We start from the raw sequence: 22,401 nt of genomic DNA, 5'->3' as shown, positions 1-22,401 counted from the left end.
CTCAGCGGGTCAGCAGCGCCCTGCCGATCTGCGCGAAGACGCCCTTCGGGTGCGCCCGGAACAGCGGCTCGGTGCCGAACAGCGCCACCGGCGCACCGGCCCGCGACGTGCCGGAGACCACCGAGGCGTGGCCCGCGGCGTCGCCCGGCCCCCCGGTGCCCTTCTCCGTGGCCCTCCAGTGGCCCGAGACCAGCGGGTTGCCCGTGCCGTACGACTGGTCCACCTGCACCCCGTCACCGAGGGCGGTGAACCACAGCGGCGAGTACACGAAGGTGTGCGCCGGGGCGCCGCCCGTGATGGCGCTGCCCTTGTTGGTCACCCGCACCACACCGTTGGCGTCGTCGTTGCCCGCCACCGCCGTGACGTCGAGCAGGCCGGCCGCCTGGTTGAACGCGGCGCCCTGATCGCCGAGCCCGACCACCCCGACGCCGCTCCGGTCGAACGCGGCGCGGGCGGCAGGAGTCAGCTTCGCGTGGTCCAGCCCGCTCGACACGTACAGCACGTCGGCCTGCGACCAGTCGAAGCCCGCGTTCAGCACGGCCGTCGACACCGGCACCACGTCGAAGCCCATCTCCCGCAGCGCGAACAGCTCGCCCGCCGAGACGGCCGCCGCCACCCGGGTCGGGCGCATCGCGGACCTGCCCTTCTCGTCCGTGGCGCGGAAGGCGACCCCCAGCCGGTCGGCGAGGACGGCGGCACGGTCCCGTGCGGAGCCCGGGACGATCGCCGAGCCGTCCTGCGCGCGCCTGACCTCGACACCCTGCTTCAGCAGGGAGTTGAGTGCCGCGAGCTCCTTCGGGTCGTCCAGACGCAGCCGCAGGTCACCGTCCGGGGCGACGTGTCCGGTCGGCGCGGCGGCGTGCACGGTCCGGGTACGGACCCGGAGCTCGCCCGAGGTGACGGCGTCCACGTCCGCGCCCCACAGCAGACCGAGGCTCCAGCCGGAGATGTCGTACATCGTCCCGACGTCCGCGCTGATGTCCCGGCCGTCCGCCAGGATCACGTTGGCGACACCGCGCTTGGGCTGGTGCATGTCGACCAGGTACGACCCGGCGCGGTACGAGCGGCCCGCGAGCCGGAACGAGGTCACCGCCCGTTCCACCCGGACGTCGTTGGCGACCAGGTGGTCGACCAGCCGGGCCGCCGCGGTGGCCGACCGCTGGGACCGCCCCGCGGGGATGACATACGCCCGGGGGAACGTCGTGGTGTAGACGTCCTCGGGGCCGATGCCCGGCACACCCGGAACGGTCTCCTCCGAGACCGGCCGCTGGGCCTCGCCGGCGGCGCCCCGCCGGAAGGTCTCGATCTGGTCGGCCATGACCGACGTGCGGTGCCGGAGCGTGTAGTCGAGCGTCGCGCGCATCGCCGCGCCCGCGATGTCGGTGTTGATCGCCGCCCGGCGGCGCAGCTCCTCGACCGGCAGCGTGTTGTACGCGTTGTTGTTGACGACCATCGGGAACTCGATGGTGTGCGACGCGACGGCGCCCTGGAAGGGCATGTACTGCGGGGTGAAGACGGGCGGCCAGTCGTCCCAGCCCTCCTTCTGGTCCCGGAACGGGATCACGGCGGGCCGGACCCCGTCCTTCTCGGCGGTGTAGCCGAGTCCGTTGACCGCCTTCTCCATGCCGAGCGCGTTCGCGTACGCGTTCTTGAGGAACAGGTCGTACTCGTAGTTCTCGCCGTGCGGCGGGGTCGTCGGCTCGATCAGCGTGCCGTTGACATAACCGTGCAGGTCGAGCATGACCGCGGGCTGCTTGTCGATGGCGATCTGCCGGATCGCGCGCGTCTCCGGCTGGGTGGCGGTGATGAAGTCCCGGTTGAGGTCGAAGCCGCCGGCGTTGGCACGGGTGCCCGCGATCCGGCCGTCGGGGTTGGCCGTGACATTGAGATGGATGCGGGTCTTCGCCAGCAGGTCCGCCGTCTTCGCGTCCGCGGCCCGGGCCAGCTCCTCGATGAGTTTCAGGGCGGCGTCCGTGCCCTCCCACTCGTTGCCGTGGATGTTGTTGTTGATGAACACGGGCGTCTTGTACGCCGCCTTGATGCGCCGGTCCTCGGCCGCCGCGGCCGGGTGGTTCTCGATCCGCTCCCGCATCCGCTCCTGCTCGCGCGCCTCGCCCGCGGTCTCGGGCGCGGTGACGGTGACCAGATACAGCTCGTGCCCGCCGGCCGAGTGACCGGCGACCTCGACGCTGACCCGGTCGCTCAGCTCCTGGAGGTCGTTGAGGCGCGGAGCGAGCGAGTGGTACGGCGCGAGACCCAGCTTTATCGACTTGTCGGCCGGGTTCACCGGTGGTGGTTCGAGTTCGGTCCTGCGGGGATAGCCGGCCGTCCGGCCGAGGTCCGGGGTGCGGGAGCCGAGCGCCTTCGCGGTGGTGGAGAAGGGCGCCGTGGCGGCCGCGGACGCCTCCCGGGAAGCGTCCCTCTCCCTCACCGGATGCGGCCGGTCCGCCGCCGGAGCCGCCGCGGCACCGGGCAGCGGGGCGAGCAGAACGCCGGCGAGCGCGGCGGAAAGAGTTGCGGTGATCAGTACGGATCGGGATGAGCCCATGCGGTTACGAGCCTCCGTTGTCGGAAGAAATCGTCACGGCGATCGCCACGACGCCCGCCGTGACGATCAGTACGCCGGGTCTACCGGTTCGGCCGCCGAACGACAAGAGGCACCCCGATAGGGTGTGCGCATGCGTGATCTCGGCGTCGGCTTCGGCTACTTGATGAAGGGCCAGCGCTGGGTCGCCGGCCACGGCCGGTGGTTCGGTTTCGGCCTGCTGCCCGGCCTGGTGACCCTGGTGCTGTACGCGGCGGCGATCGCCGGCCTCGTGTTCGTCGCGGACGACGTGACGGCCTGGGCGACGCCGTTCGCCGACGACTGGTCCTCGCCGTGGCTCGGCATCTTCCGCGGCACGCTGACGGCTCTGCTGTTCGCCTTCGGGCTGTTCCTCGCGGTCATCACCTTCACCGCCGTGACGCTCCTGGTCGGCCAGCCCTTCTACGAGAACCTCTCCGAGCAGGTGGAACGCTCCGAGGGCGGCGAGGTGCCGCACTCGGATCTGCCGCTCTGGCGCGAACTGTGGATCTCCGCCAGGGATTCGCTGCGGGTCGTGCTGCGCGTCGTCTTCTACGGTGTGCTGCTCTTCGCCTGCGGTTTCATCCCGGTCGTCGGCCAGACGGTGGTCCCGGTGGTCGCCTTCTGCGTCTCCGGATTCTTCCTCGCGGAGGAGCTGACCGCCGTGGCCCTCCAGCGGCGCGGGGTCCAACTGAAGGAACGTCTCGCCCTGCTGAAGGGCCGTCGGCTGCGCACCCTGGGTTTCGGCGTACCGCTGACGCTGGCGTTCCTGGTGCCGTTCGTCGCGGTCTTCCTGATGCCGGGCGCGGTCGCCGGTGCGACGCTCATGGCCCGCGACCTGGTCCCGGACGCGGAGCACGCGAAGCCGTCCGCCGGGTCCGCCCGGCCGGGCCCGCACAGCCTGCGCAAGCCCGACTAGCCGGCCCGGCGGCGGCATCCGCGCGGTGGCGTCGGCGCGGCGGCACTGTGCGGCCCCCGGCGGTCGACGCCCGAACCGCCCGGGCCCACGGGCCGCGCGGCCGCTACGACAGCGCGTCGGCGACCACGGACGCGGCCTGCGCGATCAGCTTGTTGTCGTGGTCGGCGTCCTCCTCGGACCGGTTCGACATGATCGCCATGACGATGGGGGCGCCGTCGGGCGGCCACACCACGGCGATGTCGTTGCGGGCGCCGTAGCTGCTGCCGGTGCCGGTCTTGTCGCCGACGACCCAGCCCTTGGGGACTCCGGCCCTGATGAGCTCGTCGCCGGTGGTGTTGGTCCGCAGCCACTGCGTGAGCTGTGCCCGTTCGGGCTTGCCGAGGACGTCACCGAGGACGAACGCGCGCAGATCGGTGGCCAGCGCCCGCGGCGTGGAGGTGTCCCGTGTGTCGCCCGGTGACCACTGGCCCAGCTCGGGCTCGCGCCGCTCCATGCGGGTGACGTCGTCACCCAGTTCCCCGAGGACGGCGTCCAGTCCCTTCGGTCCGCCGAGGGTGTCGAACAGCAGGTTGGCCGCGGTGTTGTCGCTGTAGCGGACGGCGGCCTCGCACAGGTCGCGCAGGCTCATCCCGGTCTCGACGTGCTTCTCGGTCACGGGTGAGTACGCGATCAGATCCTCCCTGGAGTACGTGATCACCTTGTCCGTCCCGCTCAGCGAGTACTGGCGCAGCACCGCACCGGCGGCCAGCGCCTTGAACGTGGAGGCGTAGGGGAACCGCTCGCGGTCGTTGTGGACGATCTCGCGTCCGGTGCCGGTGTCGACGGCGTAGACGCCCAGTCGCGCGTCGAACTTGCGCTCGAGCTCCTTGAAGTCCCGGGTGACCGGCTTCGCGGCGGCATCAGCCGTCGCGCCCGCTTCCGCACCCGGCCTCGTCGCCGTGGCGGAAGGAGACGACGACACCGGGGACCCGCCCTGGCCGCAGGCCGCGAGCGGGACGAGGACGAGCGTGGCGAGCGCACCGAGAACAGTGCGCCGGGCCTGGGTGTGCTGCATGGTCGAGAACCTCCGGGGCGCCCCTCATGGCGCATCTGGGAATGAAGCGACACGGCGGCCCCGGTGCGTCGTCATGAGCACCGGGACGGCATCGATCATGCCCTGACGCCGGCTCCGGGGCCGGTACGGCACGCGCCGGGTCCGCTGCCGGTCTCGACCCGCGCCACCGCGAGGCCCGGCGCGGCCGTGCCGGCGGTGGCCAGCAGGGCGCCGTTTGGACCCCAGACCGCGCTGCCGCCCCGGCAGTCGCCGACACCGCACGGACCGACCGCGTTGGCGAGCACCACCGGCAGGCCGTTGTCGCGCGCCCGGACCGGATAGACCGCCTCGAACGAGTCGTTGCCCTCCTCGAGCACAGAACTCGCCAAGTACACCCGGCAGCCGTCGGCCGCCGCCCGCTCCGCGACCTCCGGGAACCGGTTGTCGTAGCAGACCGCCACCGCGAACCGGACCCCGTCGAGGGTGAAGCGGCCGTCCTCGGCACCGGCGGTGAAGACGTCCCGCTCCCCGCCGTACAGATGCGTCTTGTCGTAGCGGGCGAGCAGCTTGCCGTCCGGGCCGATCACCAGGGCGGAGAGGGCCGGGCGGCTGGCCGGCGTACGCACGGCGCAGCCCACCAGCGCCGCGGTCGACGTCGTACGGCACGCCTCCCGCAGCGGCTCCAGCCGTGCGTCGTCCTCGGCCAGCCACAGCCCCGGGTCCCTGGCGAGTGCCCCGAGGTCGTAACCGGTGGCCGCCAGTTCGCAGAAGGCGACCAGCCGGGCGCCCTGTCCGGCCGCCTCCCGTACGAGTGCCTGCATGCTGTGGACATTCGCCCCGATGTCGCCCGGTACGGACGTGAACTGCGCTGCCGCGATCCTCATGCGGCCATCATCGTGTCCCGCCGTTCCCCGCGGCCACCCGGATGATCTCCCGTGTCTGGTCGATGATGTCCAGCCGGTTGCGTACGAACTCGGGGTCGGTGATCTCCGTCGTGTTGCCCGCCGCGAACTGCAGCACCGGGGTGTGCACATGGCCGCCGGGGACGTCCAGGCCGAGGCGGTCGCGCAGAAGCGTGGCGCGGTAGGCGATCTCGTTGGACAGATAGTCGCCGCCGCCCCCGGCGCGTGCGGTGGAACCCGGCGTCGGGCCGCCGGGCCGGACCACCGGGGCGCTCCCACCGGCCGGGATCTCGGTCACGGACGTGTTGTCGTACACCGGGAAGCGGCCCGTGTCCGCGGCCGTGATCGCCTCGTACGGCAGCGAGGTGACGGTCCACTGCGGCTGGGAGGCGGGGTCGGGCACCGGCACCGTCTCCGTACGGGAGACGTTGTCGTTGTCGGGGAAGCCACCGCGCCAGGCGCCGTTGAAGCGCTCGATGTCGACGCGGCCCACGCGGCCCTGGCTGACCGTGGTGAACAGGTCCGCCTTCGGCAGCTGCCGCTCGAGGGTCCGTTCGACCGTGCCGTCCGCGAAGTCCTGCCAGCGCACGGGGAACACCGCCGTCTCGATCCTGGCGGGGCCGTCCGCGGTGCGGATCCACGTGCCGTCGAGGGCGAGCGCCGCGGCGCCGGACGGATTGCTGATGCGGATGTCCCGGTCCAGCGTGAACGGATCGAAACCGGTCATCACAATGCGCTTGACGCCCTTGCCGGGCGGCAGGTCCATCGAGTCCTGGCCGCGCGAGGAACGCTCCAGACGGTCCATCAGCCGCGCCCGCTGCGCCGCTGTCACGTCGAACGCGGGCTGCCACTGCCGCAGACCGGCGGTCATGCCGAGCCGCGCCCAGTACAGCGGCCGGTCGTCGTCCCGGCTCAGATCGCCCCGCAGCGCGCCCCTGCCCTGGGCCCGGTCCACGGCCCGCTCCCACAGTGCCGTCCCGTGACGTGCCACGGCACGTTCCGCCTGCCGGTACGACGTCGCGCTCTCCAGCGTCCGTACGAAGTCCGGCGCCACCGGGTCGAAGCCGCTGCGCCGCAGGATCTCCTGGGGCACGGCCCGTTCGAGCCGCTGCTCCTCCACGGTGAGCGGGGCGTCGGAGACGGCGGGCGCCGCCGACGCGAGCGGGGACGCGGTGACGGTGAGGGCGTCGGAGACGGCGGGCGCCGCCGACGCGAGCGGGGACGCGGTGACGGTGAGGGCGGCGGAGGCGAGCAGGGCGACAGCGAGCACGCTCACACGGGGACGTATCCGGGGCACGGGATTCCTTTCGTCGGCCGGCTCGCAGTATCGCGGCGACGCGGCGGCGGACGGAAGGCCGCGCCGGTACCCGGACGGGACGGGGCCGGCACCCGGACCGGACGGGCCGGCGCCGGGGTCAGGTCATGGGGCCTGCGCCGCCGTGACATTGCGGTACGCGATCTCCGCGATCCGCCGCTGGCCGTCCCTGCCCGGGTGGAACCAGTCCCAGCGGCTCAACTGCGCCTGGGTGAAGCGGTAGTCGAAGACGGCCCCGCCGTCGTACCGGCAGCGGTCGTCCTTCCCGCAGACATCCTCCAGCACGCCGTTGTACGCCACTACCCGCTCCTGGACGGTGTCGCGGCGCTGCTGGGCCTGGACGCTCACGTCCTGCGCGCCGCCGAGCATCGTCGCGCAGATGCCCAGTTCCCATATCCGGCTGCCCAGTGCGTCGCCGCGGCCCACCGACCACAGCCGCTTCAGGTCCGGCACGCTGGAGACGTAGACCTGCGCCTTCGGCGCGCCCTTCCGCAGGCGGGCCAGTGCGGCCTCGAACGACGCGCGGAAGTCCTCGACGGGAGTCATACGGTCCACGGTGTCCGCGCACGCGTCGTTCGCGCCGATCATCACCGTCACCAGCTCCGGCCGGTGGGCCGCCGCCCGGGCCATCTGCTCCGGCAGGTCCGACGCGTCGGCGCCGGAACGGGCGACGTTCCAGCTGCGCTTCGCCGCCCCCGAGGGCCCCAGCAGACGCAGGGCGAGACTGTTCACCCCGGGGTCCGTGCCGGTCGCCCACGAGACCTCCGGACAGTCCGACAGCACCGTGCACGCGTCGAACCCGCGGGTGATGGAGTCGCCGACCGCCGCGAGCGACCGCGGACTGCGGTCCCACTCAGGGGTCGGGCTCGGGCTGGGGGACGGGCGCGCGGACGTGGCGGACGGCCGGCCGGCGGTAGCCCCTGACGAGAAGTCACATGCGGCCAGCCCTCCGGCCGCCAGGGCCGCGACCGCGAGTGCGGCGGCGACCTTGGTGCGTGCGCGGAGTGTCCGGCGGCGCTGGCGCAAGGTCACTTCCCCCTCCACAAACCCGGCATCCGACCTCCTGCCGAGTGAAAGCTTGGTGCGTACGGGCCCCAGGACCGACATTACGTCACCCCTCGGCGCGTTCCGCACGGTAACTTTTGCCTCGTCGACCCAGAGGCCCACCTCGCCCATCGGCGCCGGTAAATTACATCACGTCACATGCCGTCCCTTTTGCGGAGACTTGTTCCCGATGCTGTTTACTGAGGCCGCTGGGAAGGCGAACCTCGTCCCACACTGGAGGTCCCGGTGACGACACGTGGCGTTCTGTACGTTCACTCCGCACCGCGCGCGCTGTGCCCGCATGTCGAATGGGCGGTCGCGGGTGTGCTCGGCGTCCGGGTCCAGCTGGACTGGATCCGGCAGCCCGCATCGCCCGGCACGTGGAGAGCGGAGTTCTCCTGGAAGGGCGAGGCGGGAACGGCGTCCAAGCTGGCGTCCGCGCTGCGGGGTTGGCACCTCCTGCGCTTCGAGGTGACCGCGGAGCCGTCCGCCGCGGCAGAGGGCGAGCGCTACAGCGCCACGCCCGACCTCGGCATCTTCCACGCCGTGACCGGCATCCACGGCGACATCCTCGTCCCCGAGGACCGGCTGCGGGCGGCGCTGGCGCGGTCCGTGCAGGGCGAGACGGACCTCGAGGCGGAGATCGCGAAGCTGCTCGGGAAGCCGTGGGACGACGAGCTGGAGCCGTTCCGGTACGCGGGGGAGGGAGCGCCGGTGCGGTGGCTCCACCAGGTGGTGTGACGCGGCTTTGCGGCGGGCGCGGGTGGCGCCTGCGGCGGGCTGTTCCCCTCCCCGCTCCTTCCCGCTGCACCGATGTGCGGCTCCGCCGCGTGGCGGGGCAAGCCCCGGACCCGGTACCGCGCTTCGCGCGGTGTCCTCAATCTCCCCCTACGGCCTGGCGGCCGTGGGTGGGGGTCCCTCCCACGCCGCCAGGCGTAGCGGGCGTACCCCAGCCGGGCTGCACAGCAGCCCCGCCGGCGATTGAGGCGCGGGGGTACGGGGCAGAGCCCCCGGTTTCGGGAAGGGGCGGGGAGGGGAACAAGCAACGGCCCGCACCCCCCGGAGGGGGCGCGGGCCGTGCCGGGCGGGCCGGTGGGTCAGACCGTGCGGAACGCCAGCACCACGTTGTGGCCGCCGAAGCCGAACGAGTTGTTGATCGCTGCGATCGTGCCTTCCGGCAGCGTCCGCGGCTCGCCGCGGACGATGTCCGCGTCGACCGTCTCGTCGAGGTCGTCGACGTTGATCGTCGGCGGGGCCGTGCGGTGGTGCAGCGCCAGCACCGTCGCCACCGTCTCGATGCCGCCCGCGCCGCCCAGCAGGTGACCCGTCATCGACTTGGTCGCGGAGACCGCGACATGGTCCAGGTCCTCGCCGAGCACGGCGCGCAGCGCCTTGATCTCGGCGACGTCACCCTGCGGCGTCGACGTCGCGTGCGCGTTGAGGTGCACGACCTCGGCCGGCTTGAGGTCCGTGGTCTCCAGCAGGTGCCGCAGCGCCGCCGCGATACCGCGGCCCGTGGGCTCCGGCTGTGCGATGTGGTGGCTGTCCGCGGACAGACCCTGACCCAGCACCTCGCAGTAGACCTTCGCGCCACGCGCGGCGGCGTGCTCGGCCGACTCCAGGATCACGACACCCGCGCCCTCGCCGAGGACGAAGCCGTCGCGGGCGGTGTCGTAGGGGCGCGAGGCCTTCTCGGGCTCGTCGTTGTTCTTGGACATCGCCATCATGTTGGCGAAGGCCGCGATCGGCAGCGGGTGGATCGCCGCCTCGGTGCCGCCGGCGACGACCACGTCGGCACGGCCGGTGCGGATCATCTCGACGGCGTAGCCGATCGCCTCGGCGCCGGACGCGCACGCGGAGACCGGAGTGTGCACGCCCGCCTGGGCGTTCACCTCGAGTCCGACGTTGGCGGAGGGGCCGTTGGGCATCAGCATGGGCACGGTGTGCGGGGAGACGCGGCGTACGCCCTTCTCCTTGAGCACGTCGTACTGGTCGAGCAGAGTGGTCACGCCGCCGATGCCGGAGGCGATGACGGTGCCCAGCCGGGCGGGGGCGACGGCCTCGTCCTCACCGGCGGGTGCGGTGTAGCCGGCGTCGGCCCACGCCTCACGGGCCGCGATCACGGCGAACTGCGCCGAGCGGTCCAGCTTGCGGGCCAGCGGGCGCGGCAGGACCTCGCCCGGGTCGACCGCGGCGGGCGCCGCGATCCTCACCGGAAGGTCGGCGAAGCGCTCGCCCTCGAGCAGCTTCACACCGGAGCGTCCGGCGATGAGACCTTCCCAGGTCGATGCGCTGTCGCCACCCAACGGTGTGGTTGCGCCGATACCGGTGACGACCACGGTGCGATTGGTCGAGTTCACAGGAATTCTTTCTCCACGATTAGAGGGTGCTGAATTTTCACGGCGCCACCGGAGGGTGGCGACAAACGCGACTGAAGACTCAGGCCTGGTGCTTGAGGATGTAGTCCGCGGCGTCGCCGACGGTCTTCAGGTTCTTGACGTCCTCGTCCGGGATCTTGACGTCGAAGCGCTCTTCGGCGGCGACGACGACCTCGACCATGGACAGCGAGTCGACGTCCAGGTCGTCCGTGAAGGACTTGTCCAGCTGGACGTCCTCGGTCGGGATACCGGCGATCTCGTTGACGATCTCGGCGAGACCTTCGACGATCTCTTCCTGCGTGGCGGCCATGGTGGCGCTCCTTCGGTGGTTATCAGAGGGTGTGGCAGTAGCCGTCCGGAAGATCCGTACGGTGCCTAGGGGAGGGTAACGACCGTCGCGGCGTAGACGAGACCCGCCCCGAAGCCGATGACGAGCGCGGTGTCGCCGCTCTTCGCCTGTCCGGTCGCCAGGAGCCGCTCCATCGCGAGCGGGATCGAGGCGGCCGAGGTGTTGCCGGTGGTCTCGACGTCACGGGCGACCGTGACGTGCTCCGGCAGCTTCAGCGTCTTCACCATCGAGTCGATGATCCGCATGTTGGCCTGGTGCGGGATGAAGACGTCCAGGTCGGCCGCGGTGATTCCGGCGGCGTCGAGCGCCTGCTGGGCGACCTTCGCCATCTCGAAGACGGCCCAGCGGAACACCGCCTGGCCCTCCTGCGTGATGGCGGGGAACTTGACCTCGCCGCGCTCGTTGAGCGGCAGCTTCGAGACATCGCCGAGGTGGAAGTCGTTCCACGGCACGGTCTGCTTGATCGTCTCGGACTTGTCGCCCTCCGAACCCCAGACCGTGGGACCGATGTGCGGTTCCTCGGAGGGGCCGACGACGACCGCGCCGGCGCCGTCGCCGAACAGGAAGGCCGTCGCACGGTCCTCCAGGTCGGTCAGGTCGCTCAGCCGCTCGACGCCGATGACGAGGACGTACTCGGCCGAGCCCTCGACGACCATGCCCTTGGCGAGGGTCAGCCCGTAGCCGAAGCCCGCGCACCCGGCGGAGATGTCGAACGCGGCCGGCTTGCCGGCACCGACCTTGTCGGCGATCTCGGTGGCCACGGCCGGGGTCTGCTTGAAGTGGGACACGGTGGAGACGACGACGGCGTCGATCTGCTCCGCGGTGATCCCGGCCTCGGCGATCGCCTTCCCGGAGGCCTCGACCGACATCGCGGTCACGGTCTCCTCGGGCGAGGCCCAGTGGCGGGTCGCGATGCCGGAGCGGGAGCGGATCCACTCGTCGGAGGAGTCGATCTTCTCGAGGATCACCTCGTTGGGCACGACCCGGGTGGGACGGTAGCCGCCGACCCCCAGGATCCGTGCGTACGGGGCGCCCTTGCTGGGCTTGATCTTCGACATGCTCTACGGCTCCTTGTCAGGCTGCTGAAAGCTCGGCGACGAGCGTGCGGGCCGCATCGAGGTCGTCGGGAGTCTTCAGCGCCAGCGTCCGCACACCCGGAAGCGCGCGCTTGGCCAGGCCGGTGAGCGTGCCGCCGGGGCAGACCTCGATGAGGGCGGTGACGCCCCGCTCCTTGAAGGTCTCCATGCACAGGTCCCAGCGGACCGGGTTGGCGACCTGACCGACCAGACGGGAGATGACGTCGGCGCCGTCGGCGACGATCTGCCCGTCCTTGTTCGAAACGTACGGGACGGCCGGGTCCGAGGCGTCGAGGGCCTTCGCGGCCTCCTCGAGCTTCGCGACGGCGGGCGCCATGTGGTGCGTGTGGAACGCGCCGGCGACCTGCAGCGGCATGACCCGCCGGACGCCTTCCGGCTTGTCCTCCGCGAGCGCGGCGAGCTGCTCCGCGGTACCGGCGGCGACGATCTGACCGGCGCCGTTCACGTTCGCCGGGGTCAGGCCGAGCTTCTCGAGATGGGCGACGACCGTGTCGGCCTCGCCGCCGAGGACGGCCGCCATGCCGGTCTCGGTGACCGCGGCGGCCTCGGCCATCGCCAGCCCCCGCGCCCGTACGAGCTTCAGCGCGGCAGTGTCGTCGACGACACCGGCGAACGCGGCGGCCGTGATCTCGCCGACGCTGTGGCCGGCGACCGCGCCGGGAGCCACCTCACCGAGCGCCGACGCGGACAGCAGTCCGGCGGCGACGAGCAGCGGCTGGGCGACGGCCGTGTCGCGGATCTCGTCCGCGTCGGCCTTGGTGCCGTAGTGGGCAAGGTCGAGCCCGATGGCGTCGGACCAGGCCGCGATGCGGTCGGCGGCGCCGGGGAGGTCGAGCCAGGGAGTCAGGAAGCCGGGCGTCTGAGCGCCTTGGCCGGGAGCGACGAGTACGAGCACCCTCACACTCTCTCTTGTGGACGGCCCGGCACGCCCGTGAGGACAGGGACGAAGAACCGTCGGGGGAATTGTTGGTGTCCCACAAAAGTCTAGGGCTGTGCATCCCCGTCGGCCAGGCGCCCGAGGATCAGGGCGATTCGCAGCGTGAAGGCGGAGCGTACATCGGAAGGTGACCATCCGGTGACGTCTGTCACACGTCGCAGCCGGTAGCGCACGGTGTTGGGGTGAACGAAGAGCATTCGCGCCGCGCCTTCCAGGCTGCTCGCCTGCTCCAGATAGACACTCAGAGTTTCCAGAAGAGCCGAGCCCGCCTCCTCCAGTGGTCTGTAGATCTCCTCCACCAACTGTTCACGCGCCGCAGGGTCGGAGGCGATGGCGCGCTCCGGCAGCAGATCGTCCGCCAGCACCGGCCGCGGCGCGTCCTGCCACGCCGAACACGCCTTCAGCCCCGCCGCGGCGGCCTGCGCGGACCGTGTCGCGGCCAGCAGGTCGGGCACGATCGGTCCGGCTACGACCGGCCCCGCCGCGTACGGGCCGATGAGGGCCTTGGCGACCTGGAGCGGATTGTCGCTGCCGCCGGCGATGACGACGAGACGGTTGCCGAGCACCCCCGTCAGCACCTGCAGCTTGGCGTGCCGGGCGGCGCGGCGGATCGCCTCGACGGTCAGCTCGCTGTCGCCGTCCGGCGCTGTGCCGAGAATCACGCACACATGCTCCGGCGAGTTCCAGCCGAGCGCGGCGGCCCGCGACACCGCGCCCTCGTCGGCCTCGCCCGACAGCACCGCGTTCACGACGAGCGACTCGAGGCGGGCGTCCCACGCGCCGCGTGCCTCGGCGGCCTGCGCGTACACCTGGGCGGTGGCGAAGGCGATCTCCCGGGCGTAGACGAGCAGCGCCTCGCGCAGCACGGACTCGTCGCCGGGTGCGGCGACCTCCTCGATCGCCGTCTCCATGACCTCGATGGTGGTGCGCACCATCTCGACGGTCTGCCGCAGGGTGATCGCCCGGGTCAGCTCGCGCGGGGCGGTGCCGAAGACGTCGGTCGAGATCGCCTGCGGGGTCTCCGGGTGCCGGAACCACTCGGTGAACGCGGCGATACCGGCCTGGGCGACCAGCCCGATCCACGACCGGTTCTCCGGTGGCATCGCCCGGTACCAGGGCAGTGACTCGTCCATGCGGGCGATGGCGTTCGCCGCGAGCCGGCCGGACGACTGCTCGAGGCGGCGCAGGGTCGCGGAGTGCGGGTGGGAGGAGTTCGCTGCAGGTTCGGGCACGGGACAAGAGTGCCTTATCGGGACGGGCGGTCCGTATCCCGGGGTTCTTGTTCACCGCGACGGGACGTGCTCCCTCCCCGCTAACGTGGAGGCGTGATATCCGTTCGGCGCGCCGGCGAGCGCTACAGCGGCGGCGACCTCGCGGCCGGCATCGAGTCCCTGCACGCGTTCTCCTTCGGGCGGCACTACGACCCGGACAACCTGCGCTTCGGCGCGATACTCGCCTGCAACGAGGAGCGGCTCGCGCCCGGCGCCGGGTTCGACGAGCATCCGCACAGCCACACCGAGATCGTCACCTGGGTCGTCGAGGGCGAACTCACCCACCGCGACTCGGCCGGCCACGCCACCGTCGTCCGCCCCGGCGACGTCCAGCGCCTCAGCTCGGCGGGCGGGGTGCGGCACGTGGAACGCAACGACGCGGACGTCCCCCTGGTCTTCGTACAGATGTGGCTCGCCCCGCTGGAGCCGGGCGGGGAGCCGTCGTACGAGATCGTGCGCGGCATCGCCGACTCGACGCCGTACGCCCTCCCGGAGGCGGCCGCGATGCTGCACGCGCGACGTCTCGCGGCGGGCGAGCGGACGGCGGTGCCGGACGCGCCGTTCGTGTACGTGCACGTGGTGAGGGGTGAGGTGGCTCTGCCCGACGACGAGTTGGGGCCGGGGGACGCGGCGCGGATCACGGACGCGCAGGGGCTGGAGCTGCGAGCACGGGGGACGGCGGAAGTGCTGCTGTGGGAGATGGCCGCCGGGTAGGCCCTGTCGCCGGTGGGGACGGGTGAGCATGCCACTCGTAGACGTCGGAGGTAGTGATCGCGGCCCCCGGGCTTTACGACGAGACGAGCGGCGACTGCACGTCGCACTTCTGCGACAGCCAGGGCAACGTGACCGTCAGCAGCCTGGTCACCAGTGCTGGTTCTCGACCCGGAAGACCAGCACGCCGTCGTCGGTCACCAACCGGTCGGGAGACAGCAGTCGATCCTGCCGGTTCGTCGGTTCATGGCGCCCCACCCGCTCGTAGAGCCTCGCCAGGGCGCCCGGAAGCCGCAGGCCGAGACGCTGCTCGGCCGCAGCGATCTCCTCCGGCCCGAACTCGTCACCCCGGGCCGGCGGACGGGTCCATCGCGTCGTGAACCACGTGACGAACCGCATGGCCCCGTCGGCGTCGCCGACCGCCGCGACCGCGTCCCTGAGGGTGTGCGCGTGTGTCATGCGGCGACCCTAGGGCCGGTCCGCCGGCTCGCGCGGGGCCGGGGGAGTGGTGGCCGGCCGGCTGCCGAGGGTGTCAGTCCTGCCGGTGGAAGAGTAACGTCCGTACGCCCCAGCGGGCTGCGGGCCGTCTGCCGACAGGACCAACCGCATTCCGTCGACGAACACCGGCCGCCGGCGCCGCGGCGACTGGTCAGGGGTGGTCGTCGCGGACGCCCGCGTGGGCGAGGGCGCCGGGGGTGAGGCGGCCGACGATCGCCGGGGCCTCCTGGACGAGGGCGTCGTCGGTGAGCGCCTCCACCATGAACAGTGCGAAGTCCACGCGGCGCGTCAGGTTGCCGGCCAGTACCGGGTCGCCCACGTGCCGGCTCCACACGGGCAGGCCCTGGCTCTCGCCCTCCTCCAGGCTGCTTCCGCGCACCACGGTCCACCGGGTGTCACTGGCGAACACCCGGCGGCACGCCTCCACCTGGTCGTCGATCTCGACGGCGCGGACGAGCTTGCCCAGCCACGCGGCGACCCGGACGGCGGCCCTGAACGTCCACGAGTAGGTGTCCTTGCCGTCGCGTGTGATGTGCCAGCCGCAGGAGAAGACCAGGCGCGCGCCGGGCCGTGCGTGGTCGAGCACCGCCTGCGCCGTGCCCGACGCGTACTGCCGCACACCCCAGGGCACCAGTACGGTCAGCACTCCGTGGCACCCCTCGACGGCCCGCCGGATCACTTCCGGGTCGTTCGTGTCCCCGGGGACGACGGTCATCCGGCCCTCGAACCCGGCCAGCTTCTGCACGCTGCGCTCCCGGCACACGCCGACCACCTCGTAGCCGCGGTCCAGCGCGTGCCGGACCATGTACTGCCCGAGCTTCCCCGAAGCTCCGACGATGCAGACCTTCTTCACGCGATCCGTGCCCATGGCGCAGCCCTTCGCCGGAATGTCGACCTTATGTTGTAAGGTACGCTAGCCTTATGCTGTAAGGCAGTCAAGGGGTGGAAAGGAGGGGCGAATGCGCGAGGGAGGCAAGGGCCGGCGCAGGGCGTCGGCGCGTACCCCGCTCAGTCGCGAGCGCGTGATCCGCGCGGCGGTGGCGGTGGCGGACGAGAAGGGCTCGGCCGCGCTCACGATGCGGGCCGTCGCCGAACCGCTGGGTGTCGAGGCGATGTCGCTCTACCACCACGTCGCGGGCAGGGAGGACATCCTCGACGGCATGGTGGACGCGGTGTTCGGCGAGATCGACCTGCCGCCGCTCGACAGGGACTGGAAGAGCGCCATGCGCCACCGCGCGGAATCCGCCCGCGCCGCGCTCCGGCGCCATCCGTGGGCCGTCGCCCTGATGGACTCCCGCTCACGGCCGGGCCCGGCGACCCTGCGCCACCACGACGCCGTCCTCGGCGCGTTGCGCGGCGGGGGGTTCTCCGTCCCGATGGCCGCGCACGCCTTCTCGCTGATCGACAGCTACCTGTACGGCTTCGTGATGCAGGAACTGAGCCTGCCGTTCAGCGGCCAGGCGGAGCTGGACGAGGTCGCGGGCGCCATCATGCGCGAGATGCCCGCCGACGCCTACCCCCACCTCGCAGAACTCGTCACCGAACACGCCCTCAAGCCCGGCTACGACTACGCCGACGAGTTCACCTTCGGCCTCACCCTCATCCTCGACGCCCTCCGCCCGGACGAGGGCGGGGGCGGTCGGTGAAGCGCGTGGAGACAGACCGCGTCCTCCGGTGAGCCGGATGAACTGCACGTGGTCCATGGCGCGGACGGTGGACTCGGCGGCCGGGCCCGGCCGCGCTACCGGGGTGTCAGCACGCAGAACTCGTTGCCGTCGGGGTCGGCCATCGTCATCCGGCCGGCCCCGCCCCGGCCGGTGTCGACTCGGTTCGCCCCCAGGGAGAGCAGACGGTCGACCTCTGCCTGCCGGTCACCGTGGACCGGTGGAGCGACCTCGAAACTCAGCCGGTCCTTGCCTGTCCTCGGCATCAGCGGTGGACCGCCCCAGGTGATCTTCGGACCACCGAGCGGCGAGCGGATCGCGGTCTCCTGGTCCTGGTCCCACACCAGCGGCCAACCCAGCGCTTCGCTCCAGAAGTAACCGACCTCCTGCGAACCGTCGCAGGCCAGTGCTCCGATGAAGCCACAGTCGGCGAGGAACTTGTTGCCGGGCTCGATGACACAGAACTCGTTGCCTTCGGGGTCGGCGAGCACCACATGGCCCTCTTCCGGGCGTTGGCCGATGTCGATGTGCCGCGCGCCGAGATCCAGCGCCCTGTCCACCGTCTGCTGCTGGTCCTCCAGGGAGGTACTCGTCAGATCGAAGTGCATCCGGTTCTGACCGGCCTTCTGCTCCTGGGCCGGAAGGAAACGGATCCGGAACCCGGTGTCATCACTGGGCAGGAGCGTGACGCCGTCGTGCGGGTCGTCGGCCGTCTCCCACCCCAGGAACCCGGACCAGAACCCCGCGAGATCCAGCGGCCGGCTCGCATCGAAGCACACCGCGAACAGTTGTGACGTCATTACCTGTACATTTCCGATCCGCCGAGTGACCGCTGTCCCCACGAACTGCCGGGCGTCGTGTCGCGGTCGATTGCGGCCATCGTGGCCGCGGCCGGGCTCTCGGGCGAGTCGATTACGGACGTGGCCTCCGTCTGCTCGCCCCTGGAGTTCAGTCCTGCCAGTAGACCACCCGGCCGTGACGCGCGTACGTCATTCGGCGGCCGGGGGAACGGTGCCGCCATGGGGGAGGGACGGTTCGTCATGCCGCGATACGTGCTCACCGTGAACGCCGCTCTGGTGGCTGCTGCCCGCTGCCCCTGTTCCCGCGCCGGATCAGAGGGCTGATCCGCGCGTTTCGCCACCGCCTCTCGGGGCGGTTCCCCTGCCTGCCCTCGCCCGTTTACAAAGGATGATCCTTTGCGTCTCAGACCGGGGTTGTTCAACCCCAGATCCCGCATATCCGCGACGTTCACCTCTGCCGTCACATCCGTCACCGCCTTGGCTGTGCTCGGTGGCCTGGCTGTTCAGCCCGGCCAGTCCGGCGGGGACGCCGAACCGCGCATGGCCACCGTGGGTGATTCGTACGACGGCTATGACGCCAAAGCGGCTGAACGGCTGCGCGAGGACCAGTGCCTGGCCGGGGAAGCCCTGCGTACGGGCGGACCCAGCATGTTCGCCCTCGCGCAGGAAGCCATCGCGCTGCCGCCAGACCAGCTTCACAAGAAGCTCGAACGGGACATCTTCAGCGACAAGACCCCGTTGCATACGGCCTACAGGGCGGACAGCGCGCGTACGGACCAGTGGGTCGACAAGGTCCAGAAGCAGGGGTACGCGTGGTCGAGTGCCACAAGTGGCCTGGAGTCCTACCCCGGCGAACCGCGTGACGCGAACAAGATCTACGACCGGATCGGGCTGTTGCCGTGGCTGTGGCAGTCGTACTTCAATGCGGTGGAGGGGGTCCTCAACCCGTTCTGGGACCCGTCGCCCACGGCTGACGACAAGACGAAGGCCGCCGCGCTCGCGATCGGTGACCCGCTGTACACCACCGGAGGGACGCCGAAGGAACAGGAGGCGTGGAAGCTGTGGAAGAAGAACTCCGGGAAGGTCGAGCCCAATCAGTTTTTCGTTCCCCGGGTGTTCGCCGATGACGCGCGGATCTTCCTCGCCTCGGGTGGCTTCCCGCGGACGGCACCGGCCCCGGGCACGCCGGAGTTCCGCATCGCGGTCGAGGACCTGAAGTCCCGCTTCGCGTCGTGTGCGTGGCACGATCCGATCGACCCGAACCGGGGCCTCGGCAAGGAGGTGGCGCAGGCGTCCGCCGAGTGGCAGCAGGAGATCGCCGCGCAGGCAACGCAGCGCCAGCAGATCCTCGCTTCCAGTGCCACCGCCACGAAGGCCTTGCAGGACGGCACGTACACCCTGGGGCAGATCGTCGGCCAGTCGTGGCTCGCGGACTACCACACCCGCTGGCAGGACTACTGGTCACCCGGCGGTGTGGGCTGGATCGGCGACAGCTACGTGACGATCCAGGTGCCTGGCGCGAAGGGCAGCTGCCTCGATGTCGCGGGTGGCGGCAAGGTCAACGGTACGCCGGTCCAGATCTACACGTGCAACAACAGTGCTGCGCAGCAGTGGACGCTCGAGGGCAGCGAGGACGACCTTCACCTGCGCAACGTCGGCTCGCAGAAGTGCCTGGACGTGGCGGGGAACGCGTCGGCGAACGGCACGAAGATCCAGATCTCGGACTGCTACAAGTCCAAGGGCCAGTCGTGGAAGGGCGACGTCCGCGCGACCTCGCCCCTGAAGAGCGTCTCCACGGGCAAGTGCCTGGATCTGCGCGCCTTCACCAAGAGCACGGACGCGCGGCTGTGGGACTGCACGGACGCGAGTGCGCAGAAGTTCCTGATCAAGCCGTCCGGCCACAAGGGCACCGACAGCCTTTCGTACCCGGAGAAGGCGCAGTTCGACCGGGCGAAGAAGAGCATCACCGCCGCCCAGGCGGCGGCGAAGAAGCACCTGGCCGTGCTCAAGACCCAGCTGGAGAGCGCCAAGAAGTCGGCCGGCACGTCGGACGCCGCCGAGCAGGCCGCGTACGGGATCGTGGATGCCGCTGGTGCGCCGCGGGGCCGTGGTCTTCTGGTCGGTCAGCAGAAGGCGCAGGTCACCAAGGGCTCGGTGGCCGCGCTGACGGCGATGGTGAAGGCAGGCGCGACCGCCGAGGCCGCCACCCGTGCCGCCGCCGGTGACAGCAAGACCATCGCGCAGCGTGCGCTGGCTCAGGCCGCGCAGGTCAACGCCGAGTTCCGCAAGGAGGCCGCGCACAAGGCCGAGTTGCAGGCGAAGGCAGCAGCGGACGCGGCCAAGCTGCACCGGGACAACGCCAAGAAGGACAAGGAGACGGCGGAGGCGAAGCTCGCCGTCACGCTGAAGGCGGAAGCCGACGCGAAGGCGGCTGCCGCCAAGGCGCATGCCAAGCGGCTCGCGGCCGAAGCCGAGGAGAAGACGGCCAAGGCGGAGAAGGCGACCGCGGCGGCCAAGCAGGCCGAGGCAGCGCAGCACCGCAGGACCGCCGAGGCCGAGGCGTCGAAGGCGCAGTCGGCCAAGGAGAAGGCGGAGTCGGCCGAAGGTACGGCCGTCGCGAAGAAGAACGCGGCGGAGAAGGCGCGTGACAAGGCGCGCGACCTGCGGGACGACGCGTGGGACGCCGAGCAGAAGGCTAACGCCGCGCGCGCGAAGGCCGCGGCCAAGGAGGCGTTCGCACAGGCCCACGAGTCCGACGCGAACGCCAAGGAGTCCCGGGCGGCGGCCGACGCGGCCGCGGCACACGCGGACGACGCCGAGGCGGCCGCCGGGCGGGCTCGTACGGCCGCGAACGCCGCGACCCAGGCGGCGGCCGACGCGGACGCCGCGGCCACCCGCGCGGAGGCGGCAGCCAAGCGGGCCCGTTCCGACGCGGATGCGGCGCAGGCGGCGAAGCTGAAGGCGGACGCCGCGGTGCGGACCGCGACCAGCGCGGCCGCGGACGCCATCGACGCTTCAGAGCACGCCTCCGCGGAAGCCGCGGCGGCGGTCAAGCTGGCCGACGAGGCGGAGAAGGAGGCGAAGGCCGCCAAGGCCCACGCCGATACGGCGAACAAGGAGGCCGGCAAGGCACTGGCGGCAGCGGCGAAGGCCGCGGGCTTCGCCCACGTCACAGCCCAGGCCGCCGTCGACGCCGGGAACGCGGCCGCGCAGGTCGCCAAGCCCGCCAACGACGCCATCCAGCTCGGCTCCCCGTACGTCACCACCGACTCGGCCGCGAGCCTGGTCGTGCTGACCGGACAGGCGTCGAAGTCGATCGCCGAGCAGCAGAAGGCCGTCGCCGACGCCCACGCCAAGAACGCCCAGGCCGAAGCAGCCGCAGCCAAGGACCTCGCCGCCCAGGCTCAGGGTGACGTGAAGATCGCCTACCAGCACGCCGCGAACGCCGCCGGCCACGCGGCCCGTGCCCGTACCTACTCCAAGGAGGCCCTCGGCCACGCTGCCGGCGCCGCCACAGCGGCGTCCAAGGCCGCGGCGTCACTGGCCCGCACCATCGAGTACGACCGCAAGGCCACCGCGGACGCCGCTGCCGCCGACCAGGCAGCCGGCCGCGCCGAGGGCTACGCCGCCGACGCCCGCGCATCTGCCGACGCGGCCGCGCTCGACGCCCAGGCCGCCCGCGAGGCCGCGGCCACGGCCGAACAGGCCGCCAAGGACGCCCGCGCCGCGGCCACCCGCGCCGACGCCGCCGCCACCGCGGCCGAACGAGCGGCGAAGGACGCTCAGAAGTACGCCGAATCCGCCCAGCAAGCAGCGGAATCAGCCGAGCGCAAGGCGGCCAACCAGCAGATCTCGACCGGAGCCGGCACCGGCATCGGCGGCACCTGGTACGTCGTCGACGAGGACAGCGTCAAGGTCACCGGCGCCAAGCAACTGAACGACTGCGTCATCGAGATCGGCTTCGAGGGCTGCACCGTCACCTTCGACGTGACGTTCAGCGCCACGGTCGAGTTCTTCCTGTGCACCGACTCGGACGTGCCGGCCACGGCGTCCGGCTGCCCGTCGGAAGCCACGCTGCTTCTGGACACCCAGCACCTCACGGGCCTGAAGAAGGAGGCCACCCGGTACTTCACCAAGCTGGAACTCATCCAGCAGACCGTCGTGTACCAGCTGTTGAAGGCGGTCCTGGTCCAGGACTTCGTCGACTGCTGGCACGGCAGCGCCAGCGGCTGCGCCTGGGCCGCGTCCAACTTCATCCCCGGCAAGGCCTTCGCCAAGATCGCCGAAGGAATCCGGGCCCTGGACGCCGCCATGAAGACCGGCGTCGGCGTCACCGACGCGTTCAAGGCCCTGAAGGCCCTGGACGTGGACCCGGCGACGCTGGCCAAGCTCGGGGACACGGTCAACGCCTACGAGGACGTGGTCTCCTCGTGCAGGATCAACAGCTTCCCTGGCAATACACAGGTCCTCATGGCGGACAGGTCGCACAGAGCGATCCGCGACGTGCGCGAGGGTGACCTTGTCATGGCTGCCGATCCCGAGACCGGGCAAGTGCGGGCGGAGAAGGTGACGGACACCTTCCGTCACAACGCTGAACGCCTTGTGGACATCAACGTGGCCGGCGGAGTGCTGAGCAGTACGACCGGCCACCGGTTCTTCGTCGTCGACCGCGGTTGGATCACGGTCTCCGACCTGCGCGCGGGAGACCGAATGCGTGTGAAGTGACGATCACCGAGGCCCGGCGCGCACGCTACAAGGCCATCGGCGAACAGCTCGGTTACAGCGACGACCACATCGACGACCGGTTGCCCGCCCTCCCGTCGTGATCCGACCACGCCGGGCCTGGTGCATGCGAGCCGCGATCGCCGCCGAATGCGCGCACGAGGAGGTGAGACGGAGGTCCTCCACGGGGCTTGTCCG

The 22,401-nt window shown here is 71.4% G+C and carries 18 protein-coding genes; 5 read left to right on the top strand and 13 right to left on the bottom strand.

All coding sequences use genetic code 11. The annotated features are described in order from the left end of the window. Position 1: 1 nt before the first annotated feature. A complete protein-coding gene (locus OGH68_RS10930; protein ID WP_264243185.1) occupies positions 2-2,548 on the bottom strand; it encodes a M14 family zinc carboxypeptidase in 2,547 nt (848 codons plus the stop codon). Between the two features lie 130 nt (positions 2,549-2,678). Between OGH68_RS10930 and OGH68_RS10925 the strand changes: the two genes are divergently transcribed. Next, positions 2,679-3,482, top strand: coding sequence for an EI24 domain-containing protein (locus OGH68_RS10925; RefSeq protein WP_264243184.1), 804 nt, complete (start codon positions 2,679-2,681; stop codon positions 3,480-3,482). Between the two features lie 103 nt (positions 3,483-3,585). Here the strand turns inward: OGH68_RS10925 and bla are convergent, their stop codons facing one another. From bla to OGH68_RS10905, 4 genes are all read right to left on the bottom strand, one after another. Further along, entirely contained in the window at positions 3,586-4,536 is a 951-nt protein-coding gene (gene bla, locus OGH68_RS10920; protein ID WP_264243183.1) for a class A beta-lactamase, read from the bottom strand. A gap of 95 nt (positions 4,537-4,631) precedes the next feature. Further along, positions 4,632-5,399, bottom strand: a complete 768-nt coding sequence (locus OGH68_RS10915; RefSeq protein WP_264243182.1) for a carbon-nitrogen hydrolase family protein — start codon at positions 5,397-5,399, stop codon at positions 4,632-4,634. 7 nt (positions 5,400-5,406) lie between these two features. Continuing rightward, positions 5,407-6,714 carry a pyroglutamyl peptidase gene (locus OGH68_RS10910; protein WP_264243181.1) on the bottom strand — a complete coding sequence of 436 codons (1,308 nt, stop codon included), beginning with the start codon at positions 6,712-6,714 and terminating at the stop codon, positions 5,407-5,409. Between the two features lie 123 nt (positions 6,715-6,837). Next, complete coding sequence (locus OGH68_RS10905; protein ID WP_413471102.1) at positions 6,838-7,758, bottom strand: SGNH/GDSL hydrolase family protein; 921 nt, start codon at positions 7,756-7,758, stop codon at positions 6,838-6,840. Positions 7,759-8,022: 264 nt separating this feature from the next. Between OGH68_RS10905 and OGH68_RS10900 the strand changes: the two genes are divergently transcribed. Further along, positions 8,023-8,517, top strand: a complete 495-nt coding sequence (locus OGH68_RS10900; protein ID WP_264243179.1) for a DUF3145 domain-containing protein — start codon at positions 8,023-8,025, stop codon at positions 8,515-8,517. A gap of 356 nt (positions 8,518-8,873) precedes the next feature. Here the strand turns inward: OGH68_RS10900 and OGH68_RS10895 are convergent, their stop codons facing one another. From OGH68_RS10895 to OGH68_RS10875, 5 genes are all read right to left on the bottom strand, one after another. Further along, positions 8,874-10,136: a beta-ketoacyl-[acyl-carrier-protein] synthase family protein gene (locus tag OGH68_RS10895; RefSeq protein WP_264243178.1), complete on the bottom strand. Its 1,263-nt coding sequence runs from the start codon at positions 10,134-10,136 to the stop codon at positions 8,874-8,876. A gap of 79 nt (positions 10,137-10,215) precedes the next feature. Then, the gene (locus OGH68_RS10890; RefSeq protein WP_010987188.1) at positions 10,216-10,464 is read right to left on the bottom strand and encodes an acyl carrier protein; all 249 of its coding nucleotides are present in this window, start codon (positions 10,462-10,464) and stop codon (positions 10,216-10,218) included. A gap of 65 nt (positions 10,465-10,529) precedes the next feature. Next, the gene (locus tag OGH68_RS10885) at positions 10,530-11,561 is read right to left on the bottom strand and encodes a ketoacyl-ACP synthase III (protein ID WP_264243177.1); all 1,032 of its coding nucleotides are present in this window, start codon (positions 11,559-11,561) and stop codon (positions 10,530-10,532) included. A gap of 16 nt (positions 11,562-11,577) precedes the next feature. Beyond that, complete coding sequence (locus tag OGH68_RS10880; RefSeq protein ID WP_264243176.1) at positions 11,578-12,495, bottom strand: ACP S-malonyltransferase; 918 nt, start codon at positions 12,493-12,495, stop codon at positions 11,578-11,580. Between the two features lie 89 nt (positions 12,496-12,584). Beyond that, positions 12,585-13,769: a PucR family transcriptional regulator gene (locus OGH68_RS10875; protein WP_264243175.1), complete on the bottom strand. Its 1,185-nt coding sequence runs from the start codon at positions 13,767-13,769 to the stop codon at positions 12,585-12,587. Between the two features lie 93 nt (positions 13,770-13,862). On the opposite strand from OGH68_RS10875, the gene OGH68_RS10870 reads away from it, so the two are divergent. Next, complete coding sequence (locus OGH68_RS10870; protein ID WP_264243174.1) at positions 13,863-14,522, top strand: pirin family protein; 660 nt, start codon at positions 13,863-13,865, stop codon at positions 14,520-14,522. A gap of 147 nt (positions 14,523-14,669) precedes the next feature. On the opposite strand, the gene OGH68_RS10865 is transcribed toward OGH68_RS10870, so the two are convergent. Beyond that, the gene (locus OGH68_RS10865; RefSeq protein WP_264243173.1) at positions 14,670-14,978 is read right to left on the bottom strand and encodes an SMI1/KNR4 family protein; all 309 of its coding nucleotides are present in this window, start codon (positions 14,976-14,978) and stop codon (positions 14,670-14,672) included. A gap of 190 nt (positions 14,979-15,168) precedes the next feature. After that, the gene (locus OGH68_RS10860) at positions 15,169-15,885 is read right to left on the bottom strand and encodes an NAD(P)-dependent oxidoreductase (RefSeq protein WP_264243171.1); all 717 of its coding nucleotides are present in this window, start codon (positions 15,883-15,885) and stop codon (positions 15,169-15,171) included. A 91-nt stretch (positions 15,886-15,976) separates the two neighbouring features. Here OGH68_RS10860 and OGH68_RS10855 point away from each other — a divergent pair, with 91 nt between their 5' ends. Next, positions 15,977-16,663 carry a TetR/AcrR family transcriptional regulator gene (locus OGH68_RS10855; protein ID WP_264243170.1) on the top strand — a complete coding sequence of 229 codons (687 nt, stop codon included), beginning with the start codon at positions 15,977-15,979 and terminating at the stop codon, positions 16,661-16,663. Positions 16,664-16,758: 95 nt separating this feature from the next. Here the strand turns inward: OGH68_RS10855 and OGH68_RS10850 are convergent, their stop codons facing one another. Then, a complete protein-coding gene (locus OGH68_RS10850) occupies positions 16,759-17,481 on the bottom strand; it encodes a VOC family protein (RefSeq protein ID WP_264243169.1) in 723 nt (240 codons plus the stop codon). 477 nt (positions 17,482-17,958) lie between these two features. On the opposite strand from OGH68_RS10850, the gene OGH68_RS10845 reads away from it, so the two are divergent. Continuing rightward, complete coding sequence (locus OGH68_RS10845; protein WP_264243168.1) at positions 17,959-22,206, top strand: ricin-type beta-trefoil lectin domain protein; 4,248 nt, start codon at positions 17,959-17,961, stop codon at positions 22,204-22,206. Positions 22,207-22,401 lie beyond the last annotated feature (195 nt).

Origin of the sequence: Streptomyces peucetius (assembly GCF_025854275.1) — a bacterium.
GTDB classification, from domain to species: domain Bacteria; phylum Actinomycetota; class Actinomycetes; order Streptomycetales; family Streptomycetaceae; genus Streptomyces; species Streptomyces peucetius_A.
Note: the sequence above shows the minus strand (reverse complement) of the source record. Positions and strands in the feature narration are given on the sequence as shown.